The following is a 20,526-nucleotide window of genomic DNA, read 5'->3' as shown; positions in this document are numbered from 1 at the left end:
TATCGGCGCGACGAATTCTGCGCCCGAAGGGATATGATCCATGCACGCCTATCGCAGCCACACCTGCGCCGCTCTGACCGCCGCCAATGTCGGTGAAACCGTCCGCCTGTCTGGCTGGGTGCATCGGGTCCGCGACCACGGTGGCGTGCTGTTCATCGACCTGCGCGATCACTTTGGTGTGACGCAAGTTCTGTGCGACGGCGACAGCGCCGCCTTTGCCGAGCTGGAAAAAGTACGCTCCGAATGGTGTATCCGCATCGACGGTACCGTCAAAGCGCGCGACCCGGAACTGGTGAATCCGAAACTGCCCACCGGTGAGGTCGAGGTTTACGTGCGCGAGCTAGAAGTGCTGGGCGCAGCCGACGAACTTCCGTTGATGGTGTTCGGTGATCAGGAATATCCTGAGGAAACCCGCCTGCGCTATCGCTATCTGGACCTGCGCCGCGAGGCGATGCAGCAGAACATGACCCTGCGCTCGGACGTTGTCGCCTCGATGCGCCGCCGCATGTGGGATCAGGGCTTCCGCGAATACCAGACGCCGATCATCACGGCGTCCTCTCCCGAAGGCGCGCGCGACTTTTTGGTGCCCTCGCGCCTGCATCCGGGCAAGTTCTATGCTCTGCCGCAGGCCCCGCAGCAGTTCAAACAGCTGATCATGGTGTCGGGCTTTGACAAGTATTTCCAGATCGCGCCGTGCTTCCGCGACGAAGACCCGCGCGCCGACCGCTCGCCCACCGATTTCTACCAGCTTGACCTTGAGATGTCCTTTGTCGAGCAGCAGGACGTGTTTGACACGATCCAACCGGTTCTGACTGGTGTGTTCGAAGAATTCGGCGGTGGCCGCAAAGTGGATCAGGAATGGCCGCAGATATCCTACAAGGACGCGGCCCTGTGGTACGGCAGCGACAAGCCCGACCTGCGGAACCCTATTAAAATGCAAGTGGTCTCCGACCACTTCCGCGGGTCTGGCTTTGCGATTTTCGCAAAGCTGTTGGAGCAGGAGGGTACCGAAATTCGCGCTATCCCGGCGCCGACCGGCGGCAGCCGCAAGTTCTGTGACCGTATGAATGCGTTTGCGCAGAAAGAGGGTCTGCCGGGAATGGGCTACATCTTCTGGCGCAATCAGGGCGATGGGATGGAAGCCGCAGGTCCACTGGCCAAAAACATAGGCCCCGAGCGCACCGAGGCGATCCGTCAGCAACTGGGCCTGGGTGTCGGGGACGCGGCGTTCTTCCTGGGTGGCAAGCCGAAGGCCTTTGAAAAGGTGGCTGGTAAAGCTCGTGACGTGATCGGTGATGAGCTGGGTCTTACCGAAAAAGACCGCTTTGCCTTCGCCTGGATCGTCGATTTCCCGATCTATGAGCAGGACGAAGAAACCGGCGCGATCGACTTTGAACATAACCCGTTCTCGATGCCGCAGGGCGGTATGGAGGCGCTAAACGGCAACCCTCTGGACGTGCGCGGCTATCAGTACGATCTGGCCTGTAACGGGTATGAGTTGGTCTCGGGCGCGATCCGGAATCATAAGCCCGAGATCATGCTGAAAGCTTTTGAGCTGGCAGGCTATGGCGCGGATGAGGTGAAATCTCGCTTTGGTGCTTTGTTCAATGCGTTCCACTATGGCGCGCCGCCGCACGGTGGCTGTGCCGCGGGTATCGACCGGATCGTGATGCTGTTGGCTGATGAGGCCAACATCCGCGAGGTCATGATGTTCCCGATGAACCAGCGCGCCGAAGATCTGATGATGGACGCACCGTCCGACCCTAGCTCGGATCAGTTGATGGAGCTGGGATTGCGGATCATCCCGCAGGAATGACAAGAAAACCCGTCGCAACGCTTGCGGCGGGTTTTTTCTTTGGTCGGATGTTTCGCGAAGAGGTCAAAGCTGTCCGGTTTGCTCCAGTGGATCGTTGACCAAGGCTCGGGCGGCGCGAATGTTGCGGGCCGCCGCGCGGGTCTGGCAATAGATCCAAAGGCTCAGCAGCGTAGCCGTCGCGAAATAGGCTGTTGCCATCTCAGATCGCCTCACGCTGTTCCAGGCGAGCTTGAACGATCCCGGCGACCTGAGCGGCCAATGCGGTGACGGGCGTCCCTTCGGCGCGGGACGCGGCCAAGCGTTTGGCCGCGTCTGCCAGCACTTTGTCATCGGCATCGCGGGTAACCCCCCGCAGGAACTGGGCGGCATAGTCCAGCGTGCGGTGATCATTCGGGCCAGCCAGCACATCGGCGATATGGGCCATGTCATCCTGATAGGCCAGCGGATCGGGGTTAATGACCTGATCCCGGACAGCGTTCAAGCTGCTGGGGCGGCGATCCTCGGGTAGGTGCTGCAGCACCATGGATTGAAAGTAAGAAAGCGATTTCAGCGGCTTGGCCAGAAAACCGTCAGCCCCGGCCTGCGTGGCTGCGTTTTCGGTATAGGTGTCGCCGGACATCGCCAGAATGGCCCCGATACGCGGCGATGCTTCGGTCAATTCGGCAATCAGCTCGGCCCCTGAGCCATCCGGCAGCCCCATATCGACCAAGATGACCGAGGGACGGTAGATCTGCAAATGCCGCCTTGCCGATTTCAGGCAATCCGCGCGTCGGATCCGGGCACCGGAATGCAGGCACATCAGTCGGATCGCGTCGCAAGCATAGCGGCTGTCTTCGACAACCAGAATGGTTTGTCCCAGCAAAGGCCGCATCGCCGTTGGCTGTGCGGCTGAGGTGAAGGGGCTCGAATCGTCCATGGCAGAACTCCTAGTCAGCAGATGCCTCACGCTAGGAACTTCTGGCTAACACGACGTTAACGGCAATTTGGCGCACTTGTTCTTTGATTGAACTGCCCCCATAACCGCTGCAACGCAGAATAGAGGAGAGTTCTATGATCGGTCGCCTGAACCATGTTGCCATCGCCGTGCCTGACCTTGAGGCCGCGTCCGCGCAATATCGCAATGCATTGGGAGCCAAGGTCGGCGCGCCTCAGGACGAACCCGATCACGGCGTAACCGTGGTGTTCATCGAACTGCCAAACACCAAGATCGAACTGTTGTACCCATTGGGCGATGATAGCCCGATCAACGGGTTTCTGGAAAAGAACCCGGCTGGTGGCATTCACCATGTCTGCTATGAGGTCGAAGATATCATCGCGGCCCGTGACCATCTGAAGGAAACCGGTGCGCGCGTGCTGGGCTCGGGTGAACCCAAGATTGGGGCTCATGGCAAGCCAGTGCTGTTTTTGCACCCCAAAGACTTTAACGGCTGTCTGGTCGAGCTAGAACAGGTCTAACCCAAGCGAGGCTGCCATGACGATCACCGCTGCATTGGTTCTGTTTGCCGTTATCTGGTTTCTGACATTGCTGGTCGTATTGCCGATCCGCATCAAGACGCAGGGCGATCTGGGCGAGATCGTTCCGGGCACCCATGCGGGTGCGCCGGAAGTGCATCATATGAAGAAAAAGCTGTGGATCACCACCGGGTTGACGGTGGTGCTTTGGGCGATCATCGCGGGGATCATCATTTCGGGCGTCATCTCAGTGCGGGATTTCGACTGGTTGAACCAGCTTGAGCCGCGCGGTTGAGCCTCAGACGGACAGCCTGTGGTAGATATGGGTGAACGTGGCCACTCCGACAATCGGGATGACAAGGTTCACCAGCGGCACGGTCAGAGGAATGGCCATCAAAGTGCCCGCCAGCCAGATCGTGACCATATGTTTGCCCCGTAGCTTGCGCGCGCCTTCGCGCCCGATCCGCCGCATCGCGACCAAAGTGAAATATTCCCGACCCAGTAGAAACCCGTTCATGCCCCAAAAGATGAACGGGGCCAGCGGCGTGAAGATTACATAGAGGATCAGTGCCAGCAAGTTGGCGACGATCAACACCCCCATAAAGCTGAGCGCATCGCGCAACCCGTCACTGATGGCAATTCCGTGCACCTTTGGCAGGGTGGGATAGTGTTTGTCCTCGACCGCCTGCGCGACCTCTTCCAGAAACAGAGAGATGATGGCCGAGGCGACCGGCATCATCAGGAAGACCGGCAGAATCACCACCGCAAAAATACCGGAATAATTCAACACGTCGTTCAGCCACGGAACGGCTCCGACGAAGGGCAAGGTGATTTCATCGCTGGACAGCCAGTTGATCAACCAGATCGCGCCTGCGCAGGCCGCGATCAGCAACACGATCGTCAGGCCCACGCCCCGGAACAGAACCGAACGGAATCTGGGATCTCCGATCTGTCCGATTGCCGCAAAAAATGCGTTGAGGATGATCATTCAGGAACCCATTCGGTCAGTGCGGCCACGTCCGGGCGGGGACGTTCTGGCGGGGCTGCGGATTCGGTGGCAATGTGGATCAGACCAGCGATCCGTTCATTGTCTTTCAGTCCAAAGGCGGTGCGGCAAAACTCGGCGTCATGTGACTGCCAACCCGACAGCCAGTTCGCGCCCCAGCCCGCCACTAAGGCTGCGTTCAGCAACGCCAGACACACCGCACCGGCGGAATAGGTCTGTTCAATCGCGGGGACTTTTTCGGATGGTTTTTGAACCTCGACCACTGCTACGGCCAGATGACCCATGTCGAACTGGCTGCATGCTTTGGCGATCTCTTCAGGCGACTTACCCAGCCGTTCGCCGCATTCCTGCGTCAGCGCTGACAAACGGGGCATCGCGCCGCTTTCCAGCACTATGAATCGCCACGGCTCCAGCTTGCCGTGATCGGGACTGCGGGCGGCGGCGGTCAGCAATGGGGTCAGTTCATCCCGCGTCGGGGCAGGAGCGATCAGTGTTTTCGCAGGGCGGGACCGGCGGGACAGCAGAAACTCAAATGCGGCCGGATTCTTCAAGGACATATGTTAACTTCCTTTACATGGGCTTTCTGTATCTGGTTGAGCCTCTGGCGGGTTTCAAGTGCAAAGGGCTGGGCTTGGTGGATCAATTCCATCCCGGGGCCAGCCGTGCAACAGTGTTTTGGGATCGGAGGATGAGATGGCTAAACCTAAACTGCGCAATCTGCCGGATCTGAGCGATCTGACCGACGCGGGGGCCGAGATTGCGGTTAAGGTGACGCCTAAGGCAGCTTCGGACCGGATCACGCGGGATGGGAGCGTAGTGCGCATCCATGTGACCACTGCGCCCGAAGACGGCAAGGCGAACGAGGCTGTGCGCCACATCCTCGCTGCGGCCATGGGGGTGGCCACGTCTTCGCTGACCCTGAAGCGCGGACATACGGCGCGGGACAAGGTCTTTGTCTACGATCCTTAATCCGGTGTTTCGTGGATTTGGTACACCCCCTCGGGCAAATCCAGCGCAGCGGCCAGATCGCGGACCTGTTCCGGCGACAGCGTGATTTTCTGGACCTGATCGGTTCGAGGATCAAACTGCTCTAGCGTCACGCATTCTGCGAAATTGTTGATCACCACATCCTCTTGCAAAGGCTTTTCGCCTTCGTCCACCAGCGTAATGACCGTCGAGTCGAATTCATGCTCAATCGAAAACATGATGGCAGAGTGCAGGGCGATGTTCCGCTTGGCAACCCGTACTATCGCATTCAACCGGTGGCAGTCCCAAGGGGTCTGCGCTATGGTCAGCCAAACGGCGTGACCGTTTCAAAGGATGATCCATGCACCGTTTGATGTACCTGTTATTTCCCGTGTTTCTGGCCGCCTGCGACGCCAATGCGCTGCGGGTTCAACCTGCCGAGGACTGGATACAGGGCGAGGGGGATTTCAGGGTCGAAGCCGCCACTTTCCAGCAGATCAGCCAAAGGGTCGGCGAACAGGCCAGGGTCGAATGTTTGCGACGTGCCAATGTCAAGAATTGCGACTTTACCACATTGGTCGATCTGGACCCGAAAGCCCCTGCCAACGCATTTCAAACACTGGATAAAAACGACCAGCCGGTGATCATTTTTACCCGCGCGATGATCGAATCCGCTCAGAACGCGGATGAGTTGGCCTTTGTGATGGGGCACGAAGCCTCCCATCACATCCTGCGTCATATTCCGCGCCAATCGGTGAATGCACGCGAAAGTGCCGAGATTTTCGGCGATCTGGCGCGATTGGCCGGTGCCGAAGGGGCCGCCGTGGAAGAGGCGCAGAAACTGGGCGCGCGGGTGGGGACGCAGGTCTATGTGCGTGACTTTGAACTTGAAGCTGATGAGCTTGGAACGATCATAACCTTTCGCGCCGGGTATAACCCTTTGATCGGTGCGAAATATTTCGACCGCCTGCCGGATCCCGAAGACAGTTTCCTCAGCACCCATCCCCCCAACGCCAAACGGGTCGAGGTGGTGAAGCAGACCGCCCGCGGGCTTGGGTTGACGCAATGACCGCAGTGAAAAAGCTGGGGGTGATCCTGACGGATCGGGGCTCGAAATACGCAGTATCCGGTGCGCCCGTGTCATCGCGGACCGAGGTCGACGCTGTGCTGCATGCGCTTAAGGCGGATAAATCATATGCCAAGGCCACACATAATACATGGGCGGCGGTACTGCCCACTGGGGCGCTCAAGGCGGATGATGGGGAAAGTGGCGCGGGGATGGTGATCCTTCGGATGATGGAACGGGCCGACGTGCAGAACCACGTCGTAATAGTCACCCGCTGGTATGGGGGCAAAAAGCTGGGCGGGGACCGCTTTCGGCGGGTGCAGGACGCAACGCGAACCTATCTGGATCAGATCGACACCGGGGCTTGACCTGTATCAAGGGCCTGCGCCGCCGCATCCGCTAACCTGATCGAAACGCATCAGGGAAAGGGTGCCATATGTCCAACAGAGAGACCCTGAAGCATCACGCGGGCCTCGTCGATCAGATGGCAACGCGAGTAGGCATCGACCTGGAAGACGCAGCGCTTCGGGGTGATGTCTCGATCGATGAGATATCCGAAGCGGTTCTGCGCTGCACAGGATGCGCCAATCCCGGACATTGCGAAGCGCTGCTGGCGCAAGTGGCGGTATCGCAGGACACGCCGGAATATTGCCGCAACAAAGGCCTGTTCGCCCAGATCAAGCCACGTAAGGGGCGGTGATGCAAACGCTTGGGGCTGTCATGACGCACCTACGGCTTGTCCTGCGCATGGGGCAGGCAACAGGCGCGGACGTGGTTTCAGCGCATCGGCAGGGCCGCTTGAGCCAGGAGGACTGGGCCAGCATGGTACGGGCCTGTCAGGGATGCGCTTGGGCCAGATGCTGCCCCGATTGGTTGGATCAAAACAAGGGCGCGACCCAGGCACCTCGAACCTGCCCGAACCGGGCCAGATTTGCCACGCTTAGGTCCGGGAAAACTCGAGAGGGTTGAGAATGAAAGATATTCTTGGGGACGTCGAAAAACACTTCTGGCTGACGCGGTCCGTCGCGCGCTGCATGAATCTGTCCCTGACCGAGGCGATGACCGAAGGGCGTCTTAGCGCCGAACGCTACGCGGAAATGGTCACGAAATGTCGCGCTGCCGATTGCAGCGAGACATGTGCGATATGGTTGGCCGAACAGCAGGCCAAGGCGGACAAAGCGCCTGAGTTTTGCGTGAACGCGCAGGCTTTGAATGCGCTGAAACCCTAAATTTTGGAATGCGAGCCGTCACATAGCGGCGGGTTGGCGCTGTGTTTGCATCCGCAAAAGAACACTTTCTTGTCTGCCTCTGCGGTGTATTTGACCGGCTCAATCCCCGTTCCCTTATGTGAACCGTCACAAAAAGGCTGACGCGAGGATTTACCACAGGCGCACCAGAAATAGTTTTTCCCCTCGGTCACTTCGACGGGATAGGGGGCTTTCTGAGAAATGATCGGTGCGTCTGACACGTGGCTTCTCCGGAGTTTGCTGATGTCTGCTGGTCAGACAGTTTAGCGTCCGATTTCCGTTCTGCCATGGCAGCATGGATTTGCCGTTTTCACATTCACGTGATCAGATTTGTTGCAAAAATGCCAGCGAAGTCGTATTTTGAGACTGGCCCCGAATTTCTGGGCAAAATCAGAAAATTATTAGAAGGAATGACGGACATGAAACTTAGATTTGCCGCCGTTGGTGCGTTTGCTTTGGTCGTTGCAGCCTGTTCTCAGCAGGAAGAACCAGCTCCGGTTTATATTACACCCGAATATGACAAGTTTGGTACGCCAAGCTGTCCGGCCGGAACCGCATTGGCCACGACTGAGGCAGGCCAGACTGTCTGTAACCCGGTCGCGCAATAACAAACCTTCAGGCGGCTCGCGCGCGGGCCGCCTGCTTTCAGATAGATGCCGCCCACTGGGCGGTTTTTTCTTGCCTGTATTTGCCGGTTTGGGCTTTTGTCTGCGAGAGCGCTGTGCAGGGAACACATGAAAAACTTTCTAATCCGTCTAAAACATCGCACAGTCTGGAGCTGGCAAGGGCTGGCCGCGACGTGGCGCGATGAGTACTCGTTTCGCGTATGGGGATGGGCCAACCTGATCTCGGTGGGGCTGGCAATTGGACTACCCCTCAGCGGCGGTATGCGCGCGTTGATTGTCATCATGGGAATTTTGGTTCTGGTCGCCGAACTTTTCAACACGGCGATAGAACGGGCCGTGGATCACACATCTACAGATCACAACACTTTGGCCGGCCAAGCCAAAGACGCCGCCAGCGCAGCGGTTGCGCTGACGGCCATTGCCGCTGCGGTGGCATGGATGGCGGGTCTTGTGGCTATGCTCTGACGGTCGTCATTACTTGATTCGATACCGCCCGTACCCGCGATGAGATCTGTGATACCGGACTCCTCGATAAGATCTTTGGTGCCGGAACGCGTGTTTCTTCGGCACATAGTACCGATGGTAACGTTTCTTGCTGTGTTTGAACTTCGACCGGTGGTGCTTTTTGACCGGCTTGGCATGATGCACCTTGGCTTTTGCGACCGGCTTGTGGACCTTTTTCTCATACACTTTGGGCGCAACGAAGTGTTTGTGAACACGATGTTTGCCGCGATAGTGGATGCCAAGGGATTTCCCTCCGACCAGCGTAAACTGAGCCGTGCTGCCCGAGCGCACTTCTGCAAAAGCAGGCGCTGCAAATAGTTGTACCGCCAGGAGCGCGACGGCGCATTTCGTTGCGAAAGGACGCAATTTAGACATGGTAACCCTCCTTTTTAGACGTGTTTGGGTTCTGTCTAAATCTGGGGCCTGATGCGGGGGATCGCCAATAAACTTGGCTCACGCTTGCCCTATCGGTGGTTACATTGCCTCAGCGCAGCGTGCCCCACAGGTCATATTCCCCAGCCTCGTCCACCTCGACCGAGACGATGTCGCCGGGTTTGAGGTCTTCGAACCCTTCGTCGACGAACAGGTTGCCGTCAATTTCGGGGGCGTCGGCCTTGGTGCGGCAGATGGCAGCCTCGTCATCGACCTCATCCACGATCACGTCTAGCCTTTGTCCGACCTTTGCGGCCAGCTTCGCCTCGGATATCGCCTGCGCTTTTTCCATGAACCGTTCCCAGCGGTCCTGTTTGACTTCGGACGGGACATGATCGGGCAGGTCGTTCGAGCGCGCCCCGGCCACGTTTTCGTATTGAAAACAGCCGACACGATCCAATTGAGCCTCGTCCATCCAATCCAGCAGGGTCTGGAACTCGGACTCGGTCTCGCCGGGATAGCCGACGATAAAGGTCGAGCGTAGGGTGATATCGGGGCAGGTCGCGCGCCATGCGGCGATCTCGTCCAGCGTTTTGGCGGCCGCCGCCGGGCGGGCCATGCGTTTCAGAACGTCTGGGTGGGCGTGCTGGAACGGAATATCCAGATAGGGCAGCACGTTGCAGCCCGCATCGGCCATCAGCGGAATCAACTCGCGCACATGCGGGTAGGGATAGACATAGTGCAGGCGCACCCACGCATCTAACTGACCCAACTCGCGCGCCAGATCGGTGATGTGGCTGCGGACCTCGCGATCTTTCCACGGGTTCACGTCATATTTGCGATCCAGCCCATAGGCAGAGGTGTCCTGAGAAATCACCAGCAGCTCACGCACGCCATTGTCGACCAGCTTTTCGGCCTCACGCAGCACGGCGTGGGCGGGGCGGCTGGCCAGTTTGCCGCGCATGTCAGGGATGATGCAGAACTTGCACTTGTGGTTACAGCCCTCGGATATTTTCAGATAGCTGTAGTGGCGCGGGGTCAGTTGCACGCTAGCGGCGGGCAGCAGGTCTACAAACGGGTCGGGATCGGGTGGAACGGCTTGATGTACGGCGTCCAGCACTTGTTCGTATTGATGCGGCCCGGTGACGGCCATGATGCGGGGGTGATGCTCGCGGATGTAATCCGGTTCGGCACCCAGACAGCCGGTGACAATGACCTTGCCGTTTTCCACTAGTGCCTCACCAATCGCGTCCAGCGACTCGGCCTTGGCGCTATCCAGAAACCCGCAGGTGTTCACGATCACGGCATCTGCGCCTGAATAATCGGGCGAAATCCCGTATCCTTCGGCCCGCAGGCGCGTCAGAATACGCTCACTATCCACCAAAGCCTTGGGGCAGCCCAAAGACACCATACCAATGGTGGGCTGGTTCGGACGGGGCGTGTCGGTGATCCGGGCGGCAGGCGCCAGGTCGGGGCGGAGGTTCGGCGGGTTCGTGGTCATGGCGCGGCATATAGTGGGGAACGCTTCCCCTTGCAAATGGCCGCTGGGCTTAGAATGATAATTTCAACGCATAACAAAAAGCAAAGAGCGGTAAAATGAAGTGGCTGGTGCGCATTCTCTTTCTCATCGTGGCCGTGATCGGGCTGGTTATCGGGGCTTTGCTGATGATGCCCGGCGACAAGCTGGCGCGTATCCTGGCCGAGCAGGTCAAGGCCGAAACGGGCCGGGATCTGACCCTGACAGGAGATGTGAAACTGTCATTCTGGCCAGTGCTAGGGATGGAGACCGGGCCTGTGACGTTCAGCAATGCCCCTTGGGCCGGGTCCGAGCCGATGCTCAGCGCGGATCATCTGGCCGTTGGTGTGGATGCGGCGGCGTTGATGTCAGGGGATTTGCGTATCCGGCGGGTGATTGCGGAAAACCCGACGCTGCGGTTGGAACTGTCTGACGGGCGCGGCAATTGGGAGTTTGGCGCGTCAGCGCCTGCGGCGGCGTCCTCGGGATCTGGCACCTCTGCCGCCCCGCAGGGGCAACCGGGTGTCGTAACGCTGGATAGGCTGGAATTAACAAATGCGCGTCTGCTCTATCTGGAAAACGGGGCGGTGACGTTCGATTTCTCGCAAGTCGACCTGTCGGCAAGCTGGCCCGAGGTCACAGCACCGTTGTTGCTGGAGGCGAAAATGGCGGTGCCAGGGGGCGCGGTTGAGGTGGATATGAAAATCCCAGATCTGCCCGCTTATGCAACCGGCGCGGCCACCCAGTTGGATCTGTTGCTGCGCGCGCCCGGGGGTGAAGTCGACTTTGACGGTCGCGTGAATCTTGCCGGAGAGATGGACGGCGACCTGCACCTTAAAACCCAAAATACCGAGACATTGCTGGCCGCTTTCGGACAGCCCGGTACAGCCGTGCCTTTGGGTCTGGGTCGCCGCGCGGAACTGGTCGGTCGTATGACCTATACGCAGGACGGGCGTCTGTCGGTGCGTGAATTGGTGGCGCAACTGGACGACAACCGCCTGACCGGCGAGGCGGATATCGTGATCTCGGACCCACCACAGATCACCGCGCGGTTTGACGCGGGCGATTTGGATCTGTCCCGATTCAACGAGTCTAATGGAGGCTCGGGCGGTGATGGCGGCGCTGCGCCAAGCCAATCCGATGGCTGGTCGACCACACCGATTGACGCCTCGGCGCTGGCTTTGGCGAATGGGCAAATCCGGCTGAAGGCGAATTCGATAGCAGTGCCCGACCTGACCCTTGGTCCCAGCGATCTGACCTTGAATCTGGACCGGTCACGCGCGGTGTTGCAGATGAACCCGGCCACCTTGTTCTCGGGTCAGTTGACCGGTCAGGTCGTCGCGAATAACCGCAACGGGCTGTCTGTCGGTGGCAACATGAAGGCAGACGGGATCGACATCCAACAGGCCCTGATGACGCTGGCCGATATTGACCGATTGTCCGGCACGGGCACCGGTTCGTTCGAGTTTCTGGGCGTTGGGCAAAGCGAGGATCAGATCATGCGTTCACTCAGCGGCAAGGGTCGTGTGGATGTGGGGCAGGGGGTGATCAACGGGTTCGACCTGGACCGCCTGATGGGGCGGGGCGAAGGGTCAGGCGGCACTACTGTGTTCAACAGTCTTGCCGCTAGTTTCACCATTGATCAGGGTGTTCTCAGGAATGATGACCTGCTGATGTCACTGGATAATTTCCGTGCCGATGGCGCCGGTCGCGTCGGCTTGGGCGAGCGCAATATCGACTATCTGTTCACCCCCACAGCGTTGCGGGCAAATTCTGGTCAGGGCCTGTCGGTGCCGGTGCGCATTGTTGGACCGTGGAGTAATCCGTCGATCAAACCCGACCTCAGTAAAGTGATCGAAGCGGCCGCCGAAGGCAAAATCAAAGAACTTGAGGACGACGCCAAACAACAGGTGCTGGACAAGGTCAGCGACGAGCTTGGGACTGCCGTGACAGACACCGAAAGCATCGAGGATGCGGTGAAGAACAAATTGCAGGAAGAGGCCACGAAAGGGCTGCTGAAATTGCTGGGCGCGGATTGATCGGCGGGGCGCAAGACGCGCCCCAAGGCTCTAGATTGTCTGATCGTAGTCGCCCACGCCGGGTTCTGTACGGATGACAGCGTCGATATCGGCAAATATCGCGCGCATTTCATCCTCGCTTTCGCTACTTTCGCATACCACAACCAGATTGGGCGTGTTCGAGGATGCCCGCACCAGACCCCAGCTGCCATTGTCCAGAATGACCCGAGCGCCATTGACGGTGACGACCTCTTTGATCGCGCGTCCGGCAAAGGAATCTCCCGCCTCGGATTTGGCCACCAGCTTGTCGACCAGACGGGCGAGTATGTCATATTTCTCGGTATCTGCCGCATAGGGCGACATGGTGGGCGTCGACCATGTCTTGGGCAGGGCCTTGCGCAGATCAGACATGCTCTGATCGGGGTTGCGGTCCATCAGTTTGCAGATCTCAACCGCCACGCGCATCCCGCAGTCATAGCCGCGCCCGATAGGTTCAGCCAGAAAGTAGTGGCCCGACTTCTCGAACCCGGCCAGCGCATTGATTTCCTTGACCCGGCGCTTCATGTGGCTGTGTCCGGTTTTCCAGTAATCTGCCTTGACCCCATGGGCCTGCAACTGCGGATCACTTGCGAACAGACCGGTTGATTTCACATCAGCCACAAAGGTCGCGTTCGGGTACAGTTTGGCCAGATCGCGAGCCATGATCACACCGACCTTGTCGGCGAAAATCTCTTCGCCCTCGTCATCGACAACACCACACCGGTCGCCGTCGCCGTCAAACCCCAGCGCCAGATCGGCACCGCTGGATTTCACGCTGTCGGACATGTCGTGCAGCATCTCCATTGCTTCGGGGTTCGGGTTGTAATTGGGGAACGTGTAGTCCAGCCGGATGTGGCTGGGCACAACCTCGACCCCCATTCGTTCGAATATCTCGGGCGCAAAGGCCGAGGCGGTGCCGTTCCCGGTGGCGCAGACCACTTTCAGCGGGCGAGACATTTTGAAATCGCCGACCAGATCGTCGATATAAGCCTCTTTCACGCCGTCCACGAACTCATACGAACCGCCCACATGCGGTTGTCCTTCGCCATTCAGGACGATGTCGCGCAACTCGGACATCTCATCAGGGCCATGGGTCAGAGGACGCTCAAATCCCATCTTGACCCCGGTCCAGCCGTTGGGATTGTGGCTGGCAGTGACCATAGCAACCGCCGGCACGTCCAGATGAAACTGCGCGAAATAGGCCATGGGGCTGAGCGCTGGGCCGATATCCTTGACCTGAATGCCGGCCTGCATCAGCCCCAGGATCAGTGCGTTCTTGATGGCCAGCGAATAGTCGCGGTAGTCGTTTCCCACCGCGATCACCGGTGCAATCCCGCGCCTGCGCATCTGCGTCCCAAGCCCCAGACCCAGCGCGGTCATGCCGGGCAGGTTGATTTCCTCGGGGTATTTCCACCTGGCGTCATATTCACGGAAACCCGTGGGTTTGATCATGGCATCGCGCAGAAAGCTCCAGGTGTTCGGGGTCACCTCGGGGATTGGTTTGGTCATAGAAAATCTCAATCGTTAAATCTGAATGGGGTTTGCCTTGGCCAGCGCATCAAAGCGCATCAAAGTGTCAATAAGTTGCGGCATCTGGTCAAGATAGATCATATTGGGGCCGTCAGATGGCGCATTGTCAGGGTCCTGATGGGTTTCAATGAACACAGCTCCGACACCCAATGACACTGCCGCACGCGCCATGACCGGCGCAAACTCCCGCTGACCGCCAGAGGACCCACCTTTGCCACCTGGTTGCTGTACCGAATGCGTTGCGTCCATCACGACCGGGTAGCCCGTTTTCGCCATTTGCGGCAGGCCGCGCATATCAGCAACCAGTGTGTTGTATCCAAAAGATGTGCCGCGTTCCGTCAGGAGGATATTCGTGTTTCCCGTGCTTTCGATCTTGTCAACGATGTTGCCCATTTCCCAAGGCGCAAGAAACTGACCTTTCTTGACGTTAACGGCTTTCCCGGTTTCACCAGCAGCCAGCAACATATCCGTCTGGCGGCAGAGGAAGGCGGGAATCTGCAAGACGTCTACGGCCTCGGCCGCTAGGGCACATTGGGATTCAGTATGAACATCAGTCAGAACAGGAATACCCATCGAGTTGCGAATATCGCTCAGAACTTTCAATCCAGCGTCAATACCCAGGCCACGGACACCGGACAAGGAAGTACGGTTAGCTTTGTCATATGACGCCTTGAAAACGTACTGTGCTCCGGCCGCATCGCAGGCCTCTTTCATTTTGCCGGCGATCATCTGGGCATGATCGGCGCTTTCAAGCTGACATGGACCGGCAATGATTGTCAGAGGCAAATCATTGCCGACCGTGAGATCGGAGATTTTTACATGTTTCATGTGTCTTACGAGGATACCTGTTCACGAAGGACCGACGCGGTAAGCGAGATCAACAGGTAGATACCAGCAAACAACAGGAATGCCAAAATCGTATTTTCGAATTTCCTCGGATAGGTCGGATCCTGGCTGGGAACCGGGTTCACTGAGACGGTCAGATACCGCACCTTGCGGTTGGCCTCGGTCCGGGTGGTTTCCATTTGCTGCATGGCTGCTTGCAGCATCATGTCCCGTGCGGCCAGATCAGCCTGCGCAGTCTGGATTCGCAAGGTCAGACGCACCAGCGAGTTTTCGCCAGCCGAGACATCCAACATCTCGGCGTTCAGCTCCTCCAGCACTTCTTCGAAGCGCGCAATTTCGGCGCGTACACCGTCCACTTTGGCCTGATTGGGCCGCAGATTGTCTAAAAGCGAAGCCAGTTGCAGTTCTTTATCCTGCAATTGCGCCTCAAGCGTGTTTATTCGGCCGCGTAGGCCGGCAAGCACGTTTTCTGGGTCTAGCAGAGCGCCTTGCAGCTGCGCTTCGATCAGGGCTTCCTGCGCTTTGTTGCGTGCCTCCTGCGCCAGTTCGAAACTGGCCACGGCGTCGCGCATCTGGTCTTCGCGTTTCAGTTCGGACAGTCCGTTGATGGTGTCTTCGGCATAGGACAGCAACCTGTCCGAGATCGCGACTGCGATATCAGGTGTGGGCGCGGCGACCTCCATGCGGATGATGCCGTCGCTGGGGTCATAGCCGATGGTGATCATCCGCATGTACAGCTTGTGGGTCTCTTCCAGACTTGCGTCGGGCGACAGACGCTGGATCGGATCAATCCAGTCCTGTTTGAATATCTCGGAAAACCCCATATCGCGCTCAAGCCGTAGCAGAGCGTCCTTGGATTCCAGAAATTCCTGCGTGGCAACCGAATCCTGCGCGGTTGCGTATTGGGTGCCCGCCAAGAAACCTCCGAATGAGGCTCCGCCGCCATCCGCTTGAAGTATGGAGAAGGCCGAATCGCTGGCATACATCGGCGTTGCAAAGCGATAGAAATAAGTCCCGACCACAAGCGTCGGCAGCAATACAAACACTGCCAAACGCGCAAACAGAGCAAACAGTTTGCGTCTGCGGCGGCGCGCGATGTCCTTCTGAATTTGCCCGATCTCATAGTTGCGCCGTTCCGCGGGGCTCATCTCGGGGCCGGGCAGAGTTTCGGGCGATTGCAGAATGGGCTGAGGCAGTTGGATCGTCACCTTGTCTTTGGTTTCATCTTCGACACGCTTTTTCTCGGCGGCAAGGTCCAGCAGACTGCTGCGTTCGAATGGGTCGATACCCTTTTTGCGCAACAAGCGCACAGCATCATAATCCGAGTCCGCCTCGACCCCGTTTTTCTGCGCCAGCTTTCGCGCAATGCGAAGCTGCCGACCGGTTAGCCCCTCAGCCTTGATCTTTTCCAGCTCAGAGGTCTGTGCATCATTGGCCGCCTCGGGTGGTTGCGTCGCTTTGCGAATGCGTGAGATCGCGTCGGCGCGGGCCTCGGCATCTGCCGGACCCTGACGTTTGCGTCGCCAGTTGTATATTCTAGCCTTGGGTTTGGTAGTCATACAGTTGTTTTGCCTCTTCCAAGGAGTCGAACACATGCAGTTGCCCATCGACAAGGACAGCGGCCTGCTGTGCAAATTTTTCTAACACGGTCGGGTTGTGCGACACGATCACCAATGTCGTCGTCCGAAGCCTTTCTTGCAGGATATCCCCTGCTTTCCTGTTAAATTCGATATCCGTCGTGGCGGGCATGCCCTCGTCAATCAGGTACATGTCGAAGTCCAGCGCCAGCATCAGCGCAAAAGTAAACCGCCCCCGCATCCCCGAGGAATAGGTCGCCATCGGTTGATCGAAATACTCGCCCAGACCACATAGCCACTTGCAATAGGCTTCGACATAGTCGGGGTCCATACCATAGATCTTGGCGATATAACGCGCGTTTTCCAGTGCCGACAGTTTGTTGGCCACGCCACCCGTAAACCCCATTGGAAAGGACACCCGGCAGGATTTGCGGATGACGCCTTCGTCCGGCTTTTCCAACCCCGCCATCATGTTGATCAACGTGGTTTTGCCCGTCCCGTTCGGGGCGAGAATGCCGATTGAGGTGCCAAGTTCGACCCGGAACGAGACCCGGTCCAGGATTACCTTGCGGCGTGTCCCGGTCCAAAAGGACTTACTGACATTCTCGAACTCAAGCATTTTGGGCCTGTCTGCTTATTCTTGCCGCAGCCGGACGGCGTGATCTCATGAGTCATGTCCGGCCATGTTGGCGGCATTATGTCCAGTTTTGCACATGATGATCAATCCGCGCTGCCGCAGGCTGTTGTTATTGTGACTTTTCCATCTGTTGGTTCTCGCCACTGCGGTGACTATCTTTGTTGCCAGGTGTCAACCACTGTGCTTCAGGAAACCTTGCGATCTGATGAATTCCCTCGAAAAAGACATCGCCGCCTGCCGAATCTGCGCCGACAGGTTTGCCGCAACCGAAACGGCGCATGAACCACGCCCGGTCGTCTGGTTTAGACAAGGTACCCCGATCCTGATCGCAGGGCAGGCGCCGGGCGCGCGGGTTCATGCCTCGGGCCGTCCGTTTACGGACCCCTCGGGGGATCGTCTGCGCGACTGGTTGGGGATCGGGGAAGACGTGTTTTATGACCGCGCCCGTGTCTCGATCGTGCCGATGGCCTTTTGCTTTCCGGGCTATGACGCGCGCAAGGCCGATCTGCCGCCGCCACCGATCTGCGGGCAGACGTGGCATGACAAGGTGATGCAGACGCTGGGTGATGTGCCGCTGACTGTGTTGGTCGGGGGGCATGCGCATAAATACCACCTCAAGGCGCGCGGGTCCGTGACCGAGACGGTACGCAACTGGCAGGACCATGCGCCGCGCGTCTTTTCCTTGCCTCATCCGTCGTGGCGGAATACGGCATGGATGAAGAAAAACCCGTGGTTCGAGGCCGACCTTCTGCCGGTCCTGCGCGCGCGGGTGCACGAGGTTCTGAATGACTGACATGACCGCTCTGGACTCGGCCCATTCCGGGATGGAGGCCGCGCCGCAGGACGATGCCGCCCGGTTGCGGTTCTTTGAGCGGCTGGCCGATAGCGAACTGTTCCTGCTTCTGACCGAAGAGGCAAAGGGCGAAAACATCTCGCCCGAGTTGTTTGACGTGGCCGATGGCCGCTTTGTTCTGGCGTTCGACCGCGAGGATCGTTTGGCGCGCTTTGCTGAACGTCCTGTTCCCTACGTCGCCCTGTCAGGGCGGGTGTTGTCGAATATGTTGGCCGGGCAGGGCATCGGATTGGGCCTGAATCTTGAGGTCGCACCGTCCTCGATGCTGATCCCGTCCGAGGCGCTGGGCTGGTTGGCGACCACCTTGCAGCACGCGCCGGAAGAGGTGCAGCAGCACTTGTCGGAATTCCTGCCCCCAGTCGGTTTGCCCGACGATCTACTGACGGCTTTGGATGCCAAACTGGCAACGGCCGTTGGTCTGGCGCAATCCGCCTATCTGGTCGGCACCAAGACATCTGAGGGGGGGACCGGCCACCTTCTGGGTTTTGTCGGCGCGGTTGAAGGGGCGGAAGCGGCCTTGGCCAAGGCCGCGTCCGAAGCGCTGACTTTTTCAGGGATCGAGGCGGGCGCAATGGATGTGGGTTTTTTTGCAGCCCACGACGCTGCCGCGTCCGCTCTGGCGCGGGTGGGGCTACGGTTCGATTTACCGCAGCCGAAAACCTCTAAGTTCCAACGGATCGCGCCGGGCAGTGACCCGGAAAAGCCACCGATCCTCAGATAAATAGGGCCTCACCAGATCCCGGCGAGGCCCGACAGGTTTATTCCGCAGCAGCTTCCAGCTTGTCCTGCGTACGGGTTTCAAAGTCGCTGGCTTCGTGGCGCTCATGAAGCTGCAAGTGCTTTTCGCCAAAGGGGCGGTTCACCATGCGTCCGCGCAGAACGGCTGGGCGTGCGTCGATCGCTTTGGCCCAACGCATGACATTCTTGTAGGATTCGACGTCCAGGAATTCGGCCGCATCGTAAAGGCGACCCAGAACCAGTTGCCCATACCAGGGCCAGATGGCCATGTCGGCAATGGTATAGTCTTCACCAGCAATATAGGTGTTCTCCGCCAGTTGCTTATCCAGAACATCAAGCTGACGCTTGGTTTCCATTGTAAAGCGGTCGATCGGGTATTCGAATTTCTCGGGCGCATAGGCGTAGAAATGGCCAAATCCGCCGCCCAGATAGGGCGCGCTGCCCATCTGCCAGAACACCCAGTTCATTACCTCGGTCCGCTCGGGTCCTGACTTGGGCAGGAAGGCGTCAAACTTTTCGGCCAGATGGAACATGATCGAGGCGCTTTCGAACACGCGTACCGGCTTGTCGCCCGATCGGTCCCACAACGCAGGGATTTTCGAGTTTGGGTTGGCTTCGACAAAGCCCGACCCGAACTGATCGCCTTCGCCGATATTGATCAGCCACGCATTATACTCGGCTTCTTCATGACCCAGGGCCAGCAATTCTTCCAGCAGTACCGTGACCTTCACGCCGTTTGGCGTGGCCAGTGAATACAGCTGCAGGGGGTGGCGTCCGACAGGCAAATCCTTATCGTGGGTTGCACCGGCGATGGGGCGGTTGATATTGGCAAACTGCCCGCCATTCTGACTGTCCCATGTCCAGACCTTCGGGGGGGTATAGGTCGATTGCTCGCTCATCTCTTGCCTTTCTCAGCAAATCTGGGGTGAATTGTCCGTCCGTCACAACAGCTAATATTGCAAAGCGCCGAGTCCAACCCCGGTTGTTTGCTTCTTTCTGTAACATTCGGCAGGAATAGTCTCACGTTTCTTCATTCGACGTCACAGGCCCGCGAGCAGGACTGCTCTGTCGGCTGGAATCACCTATTGTCTGAGCAGGCCCGGAACACGGGTGCCCCTTAAACCTGAGGACAAAAGGACGACCTATATGAAACGTTTTGCCCTAACCGTTGCAGTGACCCTGGCTTTCGCTGTTCCCGCTTTTGCCGGTGATCAGTATGTAGACGGTACCGGATTCGCTGTATCGGGTTACGATGTTGTAGCCTACCGCAGCCTGGATCAGGCCCCGGTTGGTCAGTCCCAGCCAGAAGGTGTGCGTGGCCGTTCCGACATCACCGCAGAATATAACGGTGCGACATGGGCGTTCTCGACTGAAGAGAACCGCGACAAGTTTCTGGAAAACCCCGCCTATTACGCACCGGAATATGACGGGCACTGTGCCTATGGTGTTTCGCGCGGCGGTAAGGTTCCGGCAAACCCGAACCTGTGGCGCATCGTTGATGACAAGCTTTACCTGAACATCACCGATGTAGTTGTTGGGTTCTTTGAAGAAGACATTCCGGGCAACATTAACCTGGCCGAAGGCAACTGGCCGGGGATCGAGCCTGCGAAAGCATCGACTGCAGTCATTCCGAAATTCACTTCGAAAGGCCCGATCTCGAACTAAGGGTCCACTCACAGAAAAGCCCGGCTGTTACTCGCCGGGCTTTTTTCGTTTT

28 protein-coding genes are annotated in these 20,526 nt (G+C 58.3%); 15 read left to right on the top strand and 13 right to left on the bottom strand.

All coding sequences use genetic code 11. The features are described 5' to 3' along the window. Positions 1-40: 40 nt before the first annotated feature. Entirely contained in the window at positions 41-1,816 is a 1,776-nt protein-coding gene (gene aspS, locus ACR0L1_RS02985) for an aspartate--tRNA ligase (protein WP_480857059.1), read from the top strand. Positions 1,817-1,879: 63 nt separating this feature from the next. Here the strand turns inward: aspS and ACR0L1_RS02980 are convergent, their stop codons facing one another. Continuing rightward, entirely contained in the window at positions 1,880-2,014 is a 135-nt protein-coding gene (locus ACR0L1_RS02980) for a hypothetical protein (RefSeq protein ID WP_269149750.1), read from the bottom strand. A gap of 1 nt (position 2,015) precedes the next feature. After that, positions 2,016-2,732, bottom strand: coding sequence for a response regulator (locus ACR0L1_RS02975; RefSeq protein WP_480857057.1), 717 nt, complete (start codon positions 2,730-2,732; stop codon positions 2,016-2,018). A gap of 134 nt (positions 2,733-2,866) precedes the next feature. Here ACR0L1_RS02975 and mce point away from each other — a divergent pair, with 134 nt between their 5' ends. Further along, positions 2,867-3,271 (top strand): methylmalonyl-CoA epimerase, encoded by a 405-nt coding sequence (gene mce / locus ACR0L1_RS02970; protein WP_170352375.1) that lies wholly within the window; start codon positions 2,867-2,869, stop codon positions 3,269-3,271. Positions 3,272-3,287: 16 nt separating this feature from the next. Next, positions 3,288-3,563, top strand: a complete 276-nt coding sequence (locus ACR0L1_RS02965; RefSeq protein ID WP_170769058.1) for a DUF1467 family protein — start codon at positions 3,288-3,290, stop codon at positions 3,561-3,563. Positions 3,564-3,566: 3 nt separating this feature from the next. On the opposite strand, the gene ACR0L1_RS02960 is transcribed toward ACR0L1_RS02965, so the two are convergent. Both ACR0L1_RS02960 and ACR0L1_RS02955 read right to left on the bottom strand, forming a co-directional pair. Further along, positions 3,567-4,256, bottom strand: a complete 690-nt coding sequence (locus ACR0L1_RS02960) for an EI24 domain-containing protein (RefSeq protein ID WP_480857054.1) — start codon at positions 4,254-4,256, stop codon at positions 3,567-3,569. Beyond that, on the bottom strand, positions 4,253-4,831 hold the full coding sequence (locus tag ACR0L1_RS02955) for a nitroreductase family protein (RefSeq protein ID WP_480503274.1): 579 nt from the start codon (positions 4,829-4,831) through the stop codon (positions 4,253-4,255). The genes ACR0L1_RS02960 and ACR0L1_RS02955 overlap by 4 nt, the downstream gene beginning before the upstream one ends. A 136-nt stretch (positions 4,832-4,967) precedes the next feature. On the opposite strand from ACR0L1_RS02955, the gene ACR0L1_RS02950 reads away from it, so the two are divergent. Then, positions 4,968-5,243, top strand: a complete 276-nt coding sequence (locus ACR0L1_RS02950) for a DUF167 domain-containing protein (RefSeq protein ID WP_480857052.1) — start codon at positions 4,968-4,970, stop codon at positions 5,241-5,243. Here ACR0L1_RS02950 and ACR0L1_RS02945 read toward each other — a convergent pair. Next, positions 5,240-5,479: a hypothetical protein gene (locus ACR0L1_RS02945; RefSeq protein ID WP_170769820.1), complete on the bottom strand. Its 240-nt coding sequence runs from the start codon at positions 5,477-5,479 to the stop codon at positions 5,240-5,242. The genes ACR0L1_RS02950 and ACR0L1_RS02945 overlap by 4 nt on opposite strands. Positions 5,480-5,601: 122 nt before the next feature. Between ACR0L1_RS02945 and ACR0L1_RS02940 the strand changes: the two genes are divergently transcribed. The 5 genes from ACR0L1_RS02940 (at position 5,602) to ACR0L1_RS02920 (ending at position 7,535) form a co-directional block, all read left to right on the top strand. Further along, complete coding sequence (locus ACR0L1_RS02940) at positions 5,602-6,309, top strand: M48 family metallopeptidase (protein WP_170788198.1); 708 nt, start codon at positions 5,602-5,604, stop codon at positions 6,307-6,309. Next, positions 6,306-6,674, top strand: coding sequence for a YigZ family protein (locus tag ACR0L1_RS02935; RefSeq protein ID WP_170783879.1), 369 nt, complete (start codon positions 6,306-6,308; stop codon positions 6,672-6,674). The genes ACR0L1_RS02940 and ACR0L1_RS02935 overlap by 4 nt, the downstream gene beginning before the upstream one ends. Before the next feature lie 68 nt (positions 6,675-6,742). After that, positions 6,743-7,006, top strand: a complete 264-nt coding sequence (locus ACR0L1_RS02930) for a DUF6455 family protein (protein ID WP_170769064.1) — start codon at positions 6,743-6,745, stop codon at positions 7,004-7,006. Next, a complete protein-coding gene (locus ACR0L1_RS02925) occupies positions 7,006-7,275 on the top strand; it encodes a DUF6455 family protein (protein WP_269149751.1) in 270 nt (89 codons plus the stop codon). Before ACR0L1_RS02930 ends, ACR0L1_RS02925 begins: the two co-directional genes overlap by 1 nt. Positions 7,276-7,277: 2 nt before the next feature. Continuing rightward, positions 7,278-7,535, top strand: a complete 258-nt coding sequence (locus ACR0L1_RS02920) for a DUF6455 family protein (protein ID WP_170788199.1) — start codon at positions 7,278-7,280, stop codon at positions 7,533-7,535. Here the strand turns inward: ACR0L1_RS02920 and ACR0L1_RS02915 are convergent. Further along, positions 7,532-7,774, bottom strand: coding sequence for a CDGSH iron-sulfur domain-containing protein (locus ACR0L1_RS02915; protein ID WP_170769066.1), 243 nt, complete (start codon positions 7,772-7,774; stop codon positions 7,532-7,534). The genes ACR0L1_RS02920 and ACR0L1_RS02915 overlap by 4 nt on opposite strands. Positions 7,775-7,972: 198 nt before the next feature. Here ACR0L1_RS02915 and ACR0L1_RS02910 point away from each other — a divergent pair, with 198 nt between their 5' ends. Both ACR0L1_RS02910 and ACR0L1_RS02905 read left to right on the top strand, forming a co-directional pair. After that, positions 7,973-8,161, top strand: coding sequence for a hypothetical protein (locus ACR0L1_RS02910; RefSeq protein ID WP_170769067.1), 189 nt, complete (start codon positions 7,973-7,975; stop codon positions 8,159-8,161). 126 nt (positions 8,162-8,287) lie between these two features. After that, the gene (locus ACR0L1_RS02905; RefSeq protein WP_170769068.1) at positions 8,288-8,644 is read left to right on the top strand and encodes a diacylglycerol kinase; all 357 of its coding nucleotides are present in this window, start codon (positions 8,288-8,290) and stop codon (positions 8,642-8,644) included. A gap of 9 nt (positions 8,645-8,653) precedes the next feature. Here the strand turns inward: ACR0L1_RS02905 and ACR0L1_RS02900 are convergent, their stop codons facing one another. Both ACR0L1_RS02900 and rimO read right to left on the bottom strand, forming a co-directional pair. After that, the gene (locus ACR0L1_RS02900) at positions 8,654-9,058 is read right to left on the bottom strand and encodes a hypothetical protein (protein WP_480503270.1); all 405 of its coding nucleotides are present in this window, start codon (positions 9,056-9,058) and stop codon (positions 8,654-8,656) included. Positions 9,059-9,167: 109 nt separating this feature from the next. Beyond that, complete coding sequence (gene rimO / locus ACR0L1_RS02895) at positions 9,168-10,556, bottom strand: 30S ribosomal protein S12 methylthiotransferase RimO (protein ID WP_480857048.1); 1,389 nt, start codon at positions 10,554-10,556, stop codon at positions 9,168-9,170. 95 nt (positions 10,557-10,651) lie between these two features. On the opposite strand from rimO, the gene ACR0L1_RS02890 reads away from it, so the two are divergent. Continuing rightward, complete coding sequence (locus ACR0L1_RS02890; protein ID WP_480503268.1) at positions 10,652-12,610, top strand: AsmA family protein; 1,959 nt, start codon at positions 10,652-10,654, stop codon at positions 12,608-12,610. Positions 12,611-12,640: 30 nt separating this feature from the next. On the opposite strand, the gene ACR0L1_RS02885 is transcribed toward ACR0L1_RS02890, so the two are convergent. The 4 genes from ACR0L1_RS02885 to ACR0L1_RS02870 are packed head-to-tail and all read right to left on the bottom strand — an operon-like array spanning position 12,641 to position 17,200. Beyond that, positions 12,641-14,137 (bottom strand): phosphomannomutase/phosphoglucomutase, encoded by a 1,497-nt coding sequence (locus tag ACR0L1_RS02885; RefSeq protein WP_480857046.1) that lies wholly within the window; start codon positions 14,135-14,137, stop codon positions 12,641-12,643. A 15-nt stretch (positions 14,138-14,152) separates the two neighbouring features. Beyond that, positions 14,153-14,986 (bottom strand): 3-deoxy-8-phosphooctulonate synthase, encoded by an 834-nt coding sequence (kdsA, locus tag ACR0L1_RS02880; RefSeq protein ID WP_170788204.1) that lies wholly within the window; start codon positions 14,984-14,986, stop codon positions 14,153-14,155. A 5-nt stretch (positions 14,987-14,991) separates the two neighbouring features. After that, positions 14,992-16,563 (bottom strand): KpsE/RkpR family capsule polysaccharide export protein, encoded by a 1,572-nt coding sequence (locus ACR0L1_RS02875; protein WP_170788205.1) that lies wholly within the window; start codon positions 16,561-16,563, stop codon positions 14,992-14,994. Continuing rightward, positions 16,541-17,200: an ABC transporter ATP-binding protein gene (locus tag ACR0L1_RS02870; protein ID WP_480503264.1), complete on the bottom strand. Its 660-nt coding sequence runs from the start codon at positions 17,198-17,200 to the stop codon at positions 16,541-16,543. The genes ACR0L1_RS02875 and ACR0L1_RS02870 overlap by 23 nt, the downstream gene beginning before the upstream one ends. A 223-nt stretch (positions 17,201-17,423) precedes the next feature. Between ACR0L1_RS02870 and ACR0L1_RS02865 the strand changes: the two genes are divergently transcribed. Together ACR0L1_RS02865 and ACR0L1_RS02860 are read left to right on the top strand one after the other, a co-directional pair. Further along, complete coding sequence (locus ACR0L1_RS02865) at positions 17,424-18,011, top strand: uracil-DNA glycosylase family protein (RefSeq protein ID WP_480503263.1); 588 nt, start codon at positions 17,424-17,426, stop codon at positions 18,009-18,011. Continuing rightward, positions 18,004-18,792: an SseB family protein gene (locus ACR0L1_RS02860; protein ID WP_480857043.1), complete on the top strand. Its 789-nt coding sequence runs from the start codon at positions 18,004-18,006 to the stop codon at positions 18,790-18,792. Before ACR0L1_RS02865 ends, ACR0L1_RS02860 begins: the two co-directional genes overlap by 8 nt. 37 nt (positions 18,793-18,829) lie before the next feature. On the opposite strand, the gene yghU is transcribed toward ACR0L1_RS02860, so the two are convergent. Further along, the gene (gene yghU, locus ACR0L1_RS02855; protein WP_480857041.1) at positions 18,830-19,708 is read right to left on the bottom strand and encodes a glutathione-dependent disulfide-bond oxidoreductase; all 879 of its coding nucleotides are present in this window, start codon (positions 19,706-19,708) and stop codon (positions 18,830-18,832) included. 247 nt (positions 19,709-19,955) lie between these two features. Here yghU and ACR0L1_RS02850 point away from each other — a divergent pair, with 247 nt between their 5' ends. After that, positions 19,956-20,474, top strand: a complete 519-nt coding sequence (locus ACR0L1_RS02850) for a YHS domain-containing (seleno)protein (RefSeq protein WP_480857039.1) — start codon at positions 19,956-19,958, stop codon at positions 20,472-20,474. The last annotated feature ends 52 nt before the right edge of the window (positions 20,475-20,526 follow it).

This window comes from Ruegeria sp. J8, assembly GCF_056531925.1.
This window is presented reverse-complemented; position numbering and strand designations above follow the sequence as displayed.

Coding starts and splice junctions, on each gene's coding strand:
- aspS (WP_480857059.1), top strand. CDS start 41: ATGCACGCCTATCGCAGCCACACCTGCGCCGCTCTGACCGCCGCCAAT.
- ACR0L1_RS02980 (WP_269149750.1), bottom strand. CDS start 2,014: ATGGCAACAGCCTATTTCGCGACGGCTACGCTGCTGAGCCTTTGGATC.
- ACR0L1_RS02975 (WP_480857057.1), bottom strand. CDS start 2,732: ATGGACGATTCGAGCCCCTTCACCTCAGCCGCACAGCCAACGGCGATG.
- mce (WP_170352375.1), top strand. CDS start 2,867: ATGATCGGTCGCCTGAACCATGTTGCCATCGCCGTGCCTGACCTTGAG.
- ACR0L1_RS02965 (WP_170769058.1), top strand. CDS start 3,288: ATGACGATCACCGCTGCATTGGTTCTGTTTGCCGTTATCTGGTTTCTG.
- ACR0L1_RS02960 (WP_480857054.1), bottom strand. CDS start 4,256: ATGATCATCCTCAACGCATTTTTTGCGGCAATCGGACAGATCGGAGAT.
- ACR0L1_RS02955 (WP_480503274.1), bottom strand. CDS start 4,831: ATGTCCTTGAAGAATCCGGCCGCATTTGAGTTTCTGCTGTCCCGCCGG.
- ACR0L1_RS02950 (WP_480857052.1), top strand. CDS start 4,968: ATGGCTAAACCTAAACTGCGCAATCTGCCGGATCTGAGCGATCTGACC.
- ACR0L1_RS02945 (WP_170769820.1), bottom strand. CDS start 5,479: ATGTTTTCGATTGAGCATGAATTCGACTCGACGGTCATTACGCTGGTG.
- ACR0L1_RS02940 (WP_170788198.1), top strand. CDS start 5,602: ATGCACCGTTTGATGTACCTGTTATTTCCCGTGTTTCTGGCCGCCTGC.
- ACR0L1_RS02935 (WP_170783879.1), top strand. CDS start 6,306: ATGACCGCAGTGAAAAAGCTGGGGGTGATCCTGACGGATCGGGGCTCG.
- ACR0L1_RS02930 (WP_170769064.1), top strand. CDS start 6,743: ATGTCCAACAGAGAGACCCTGAAGCATCACGCGGGCCTCGTCGATCAG.
- ACR0L1_RS02925 (WP_269149751.1), top strand. CDS start 7,006: ATGCAAACGCTTGGGGCTGTCATGACGCACCTACGGCTTGTCCTGCGC.
- ACR0L1_RS02920 (WP_170788199.1), top strand. CDS start 7,278: ATGAAAGATATTCTTGGGGACGTCGAAAAACACTTCTGGCTGACGCGG.
- ACR0L1_RS02910 (WP_170769067.1), top strand. CDS start 7,973: ATGAAACTTAGATTTGCCGCCGTTGGTGCGTTTGCTTTGGTCGTTGCA.
- ACR0L1_RS02905 (WP_170769068.1), top strand. CDS start 8,288: ATGAAAAACTTTCTAATCCGTCTAAAACATCGCACAGTCTGGAGCTGG.
- ACR0L1_RS02900 (WP_480503270.1), bottom strand. CDS start 9,058: ATGTCTAAATTGCGTCCTTTCGCAACGAAATGCGCCGTCGCGCTCCTG.
- rimO (WP_480857048.1), bottom strand. CDS start 10,556: ATGACCACGAACCCGCCGAACCTCCGCCCCGACCTGGCGCCTGCCGCC.
- ACR0L1_RS02890 (WP_480503268.1), top strand. CDS start 10,652: ATGAAGTGGCTGGTGCGCATTCTCTTTCTCATCGTGGCCGTGATCGGG.
- ACR0L1_RS02885 (WP_480857046.1), bottom strand. CDS start 14,137: ATGACCAAACCAATCCCCGAGGTGACCCCGAACACCTGGAGCTTTCTG.
- kdsA (WP_170788204.1), bottom strand. CDS start 14,986: ATGAAACATGTAAAAATCTCCGATCTCACGGTCGGCAATGATTTGCCT.
- ACR0L1_RS02875 (WP_170788205.1), bottom strand. CDS start 16,563: ATGACTACCAAACCCAAGGCTAGAATATACAACTGGCGACGCAAACGT.
- ACR0L1_RS02870 (WP_480503264.1), bottom strand. CDS start 17,200: ATGCTTGAGTTCGAGAATGTCAGTAAGTCCTTTTGGACCGGGACACGC.
- ACR0L1_RS02865 (WP_480503263.1), top strand. CDS start 17,424: ATGAATTCCCTCGAAAAAGACATCGCCGCCTGCCGAATCTGCGCCGAC.
- ACR0L1_RS02860 (WP_480857043.1), top strand. CDS start 18,004: ATGACTGACATGACCGCTCTGGACTCGGCCCATTCCGGGATGGAGGCC.
- yghU (WP_480857041.1), bottom strand. CDS start 19,708: ATGAGCGAGCAATCGACCTATACCCCCCCGAAGGTCTGGACATGGGAC.
- ACR0L1_RS02850 (WP_480857039.1), top strand. CDS start 19,956: ATGAAACGTTTTGCCCTAACCGTTGCAGTGACCCTGGCTTTCGCTGTT.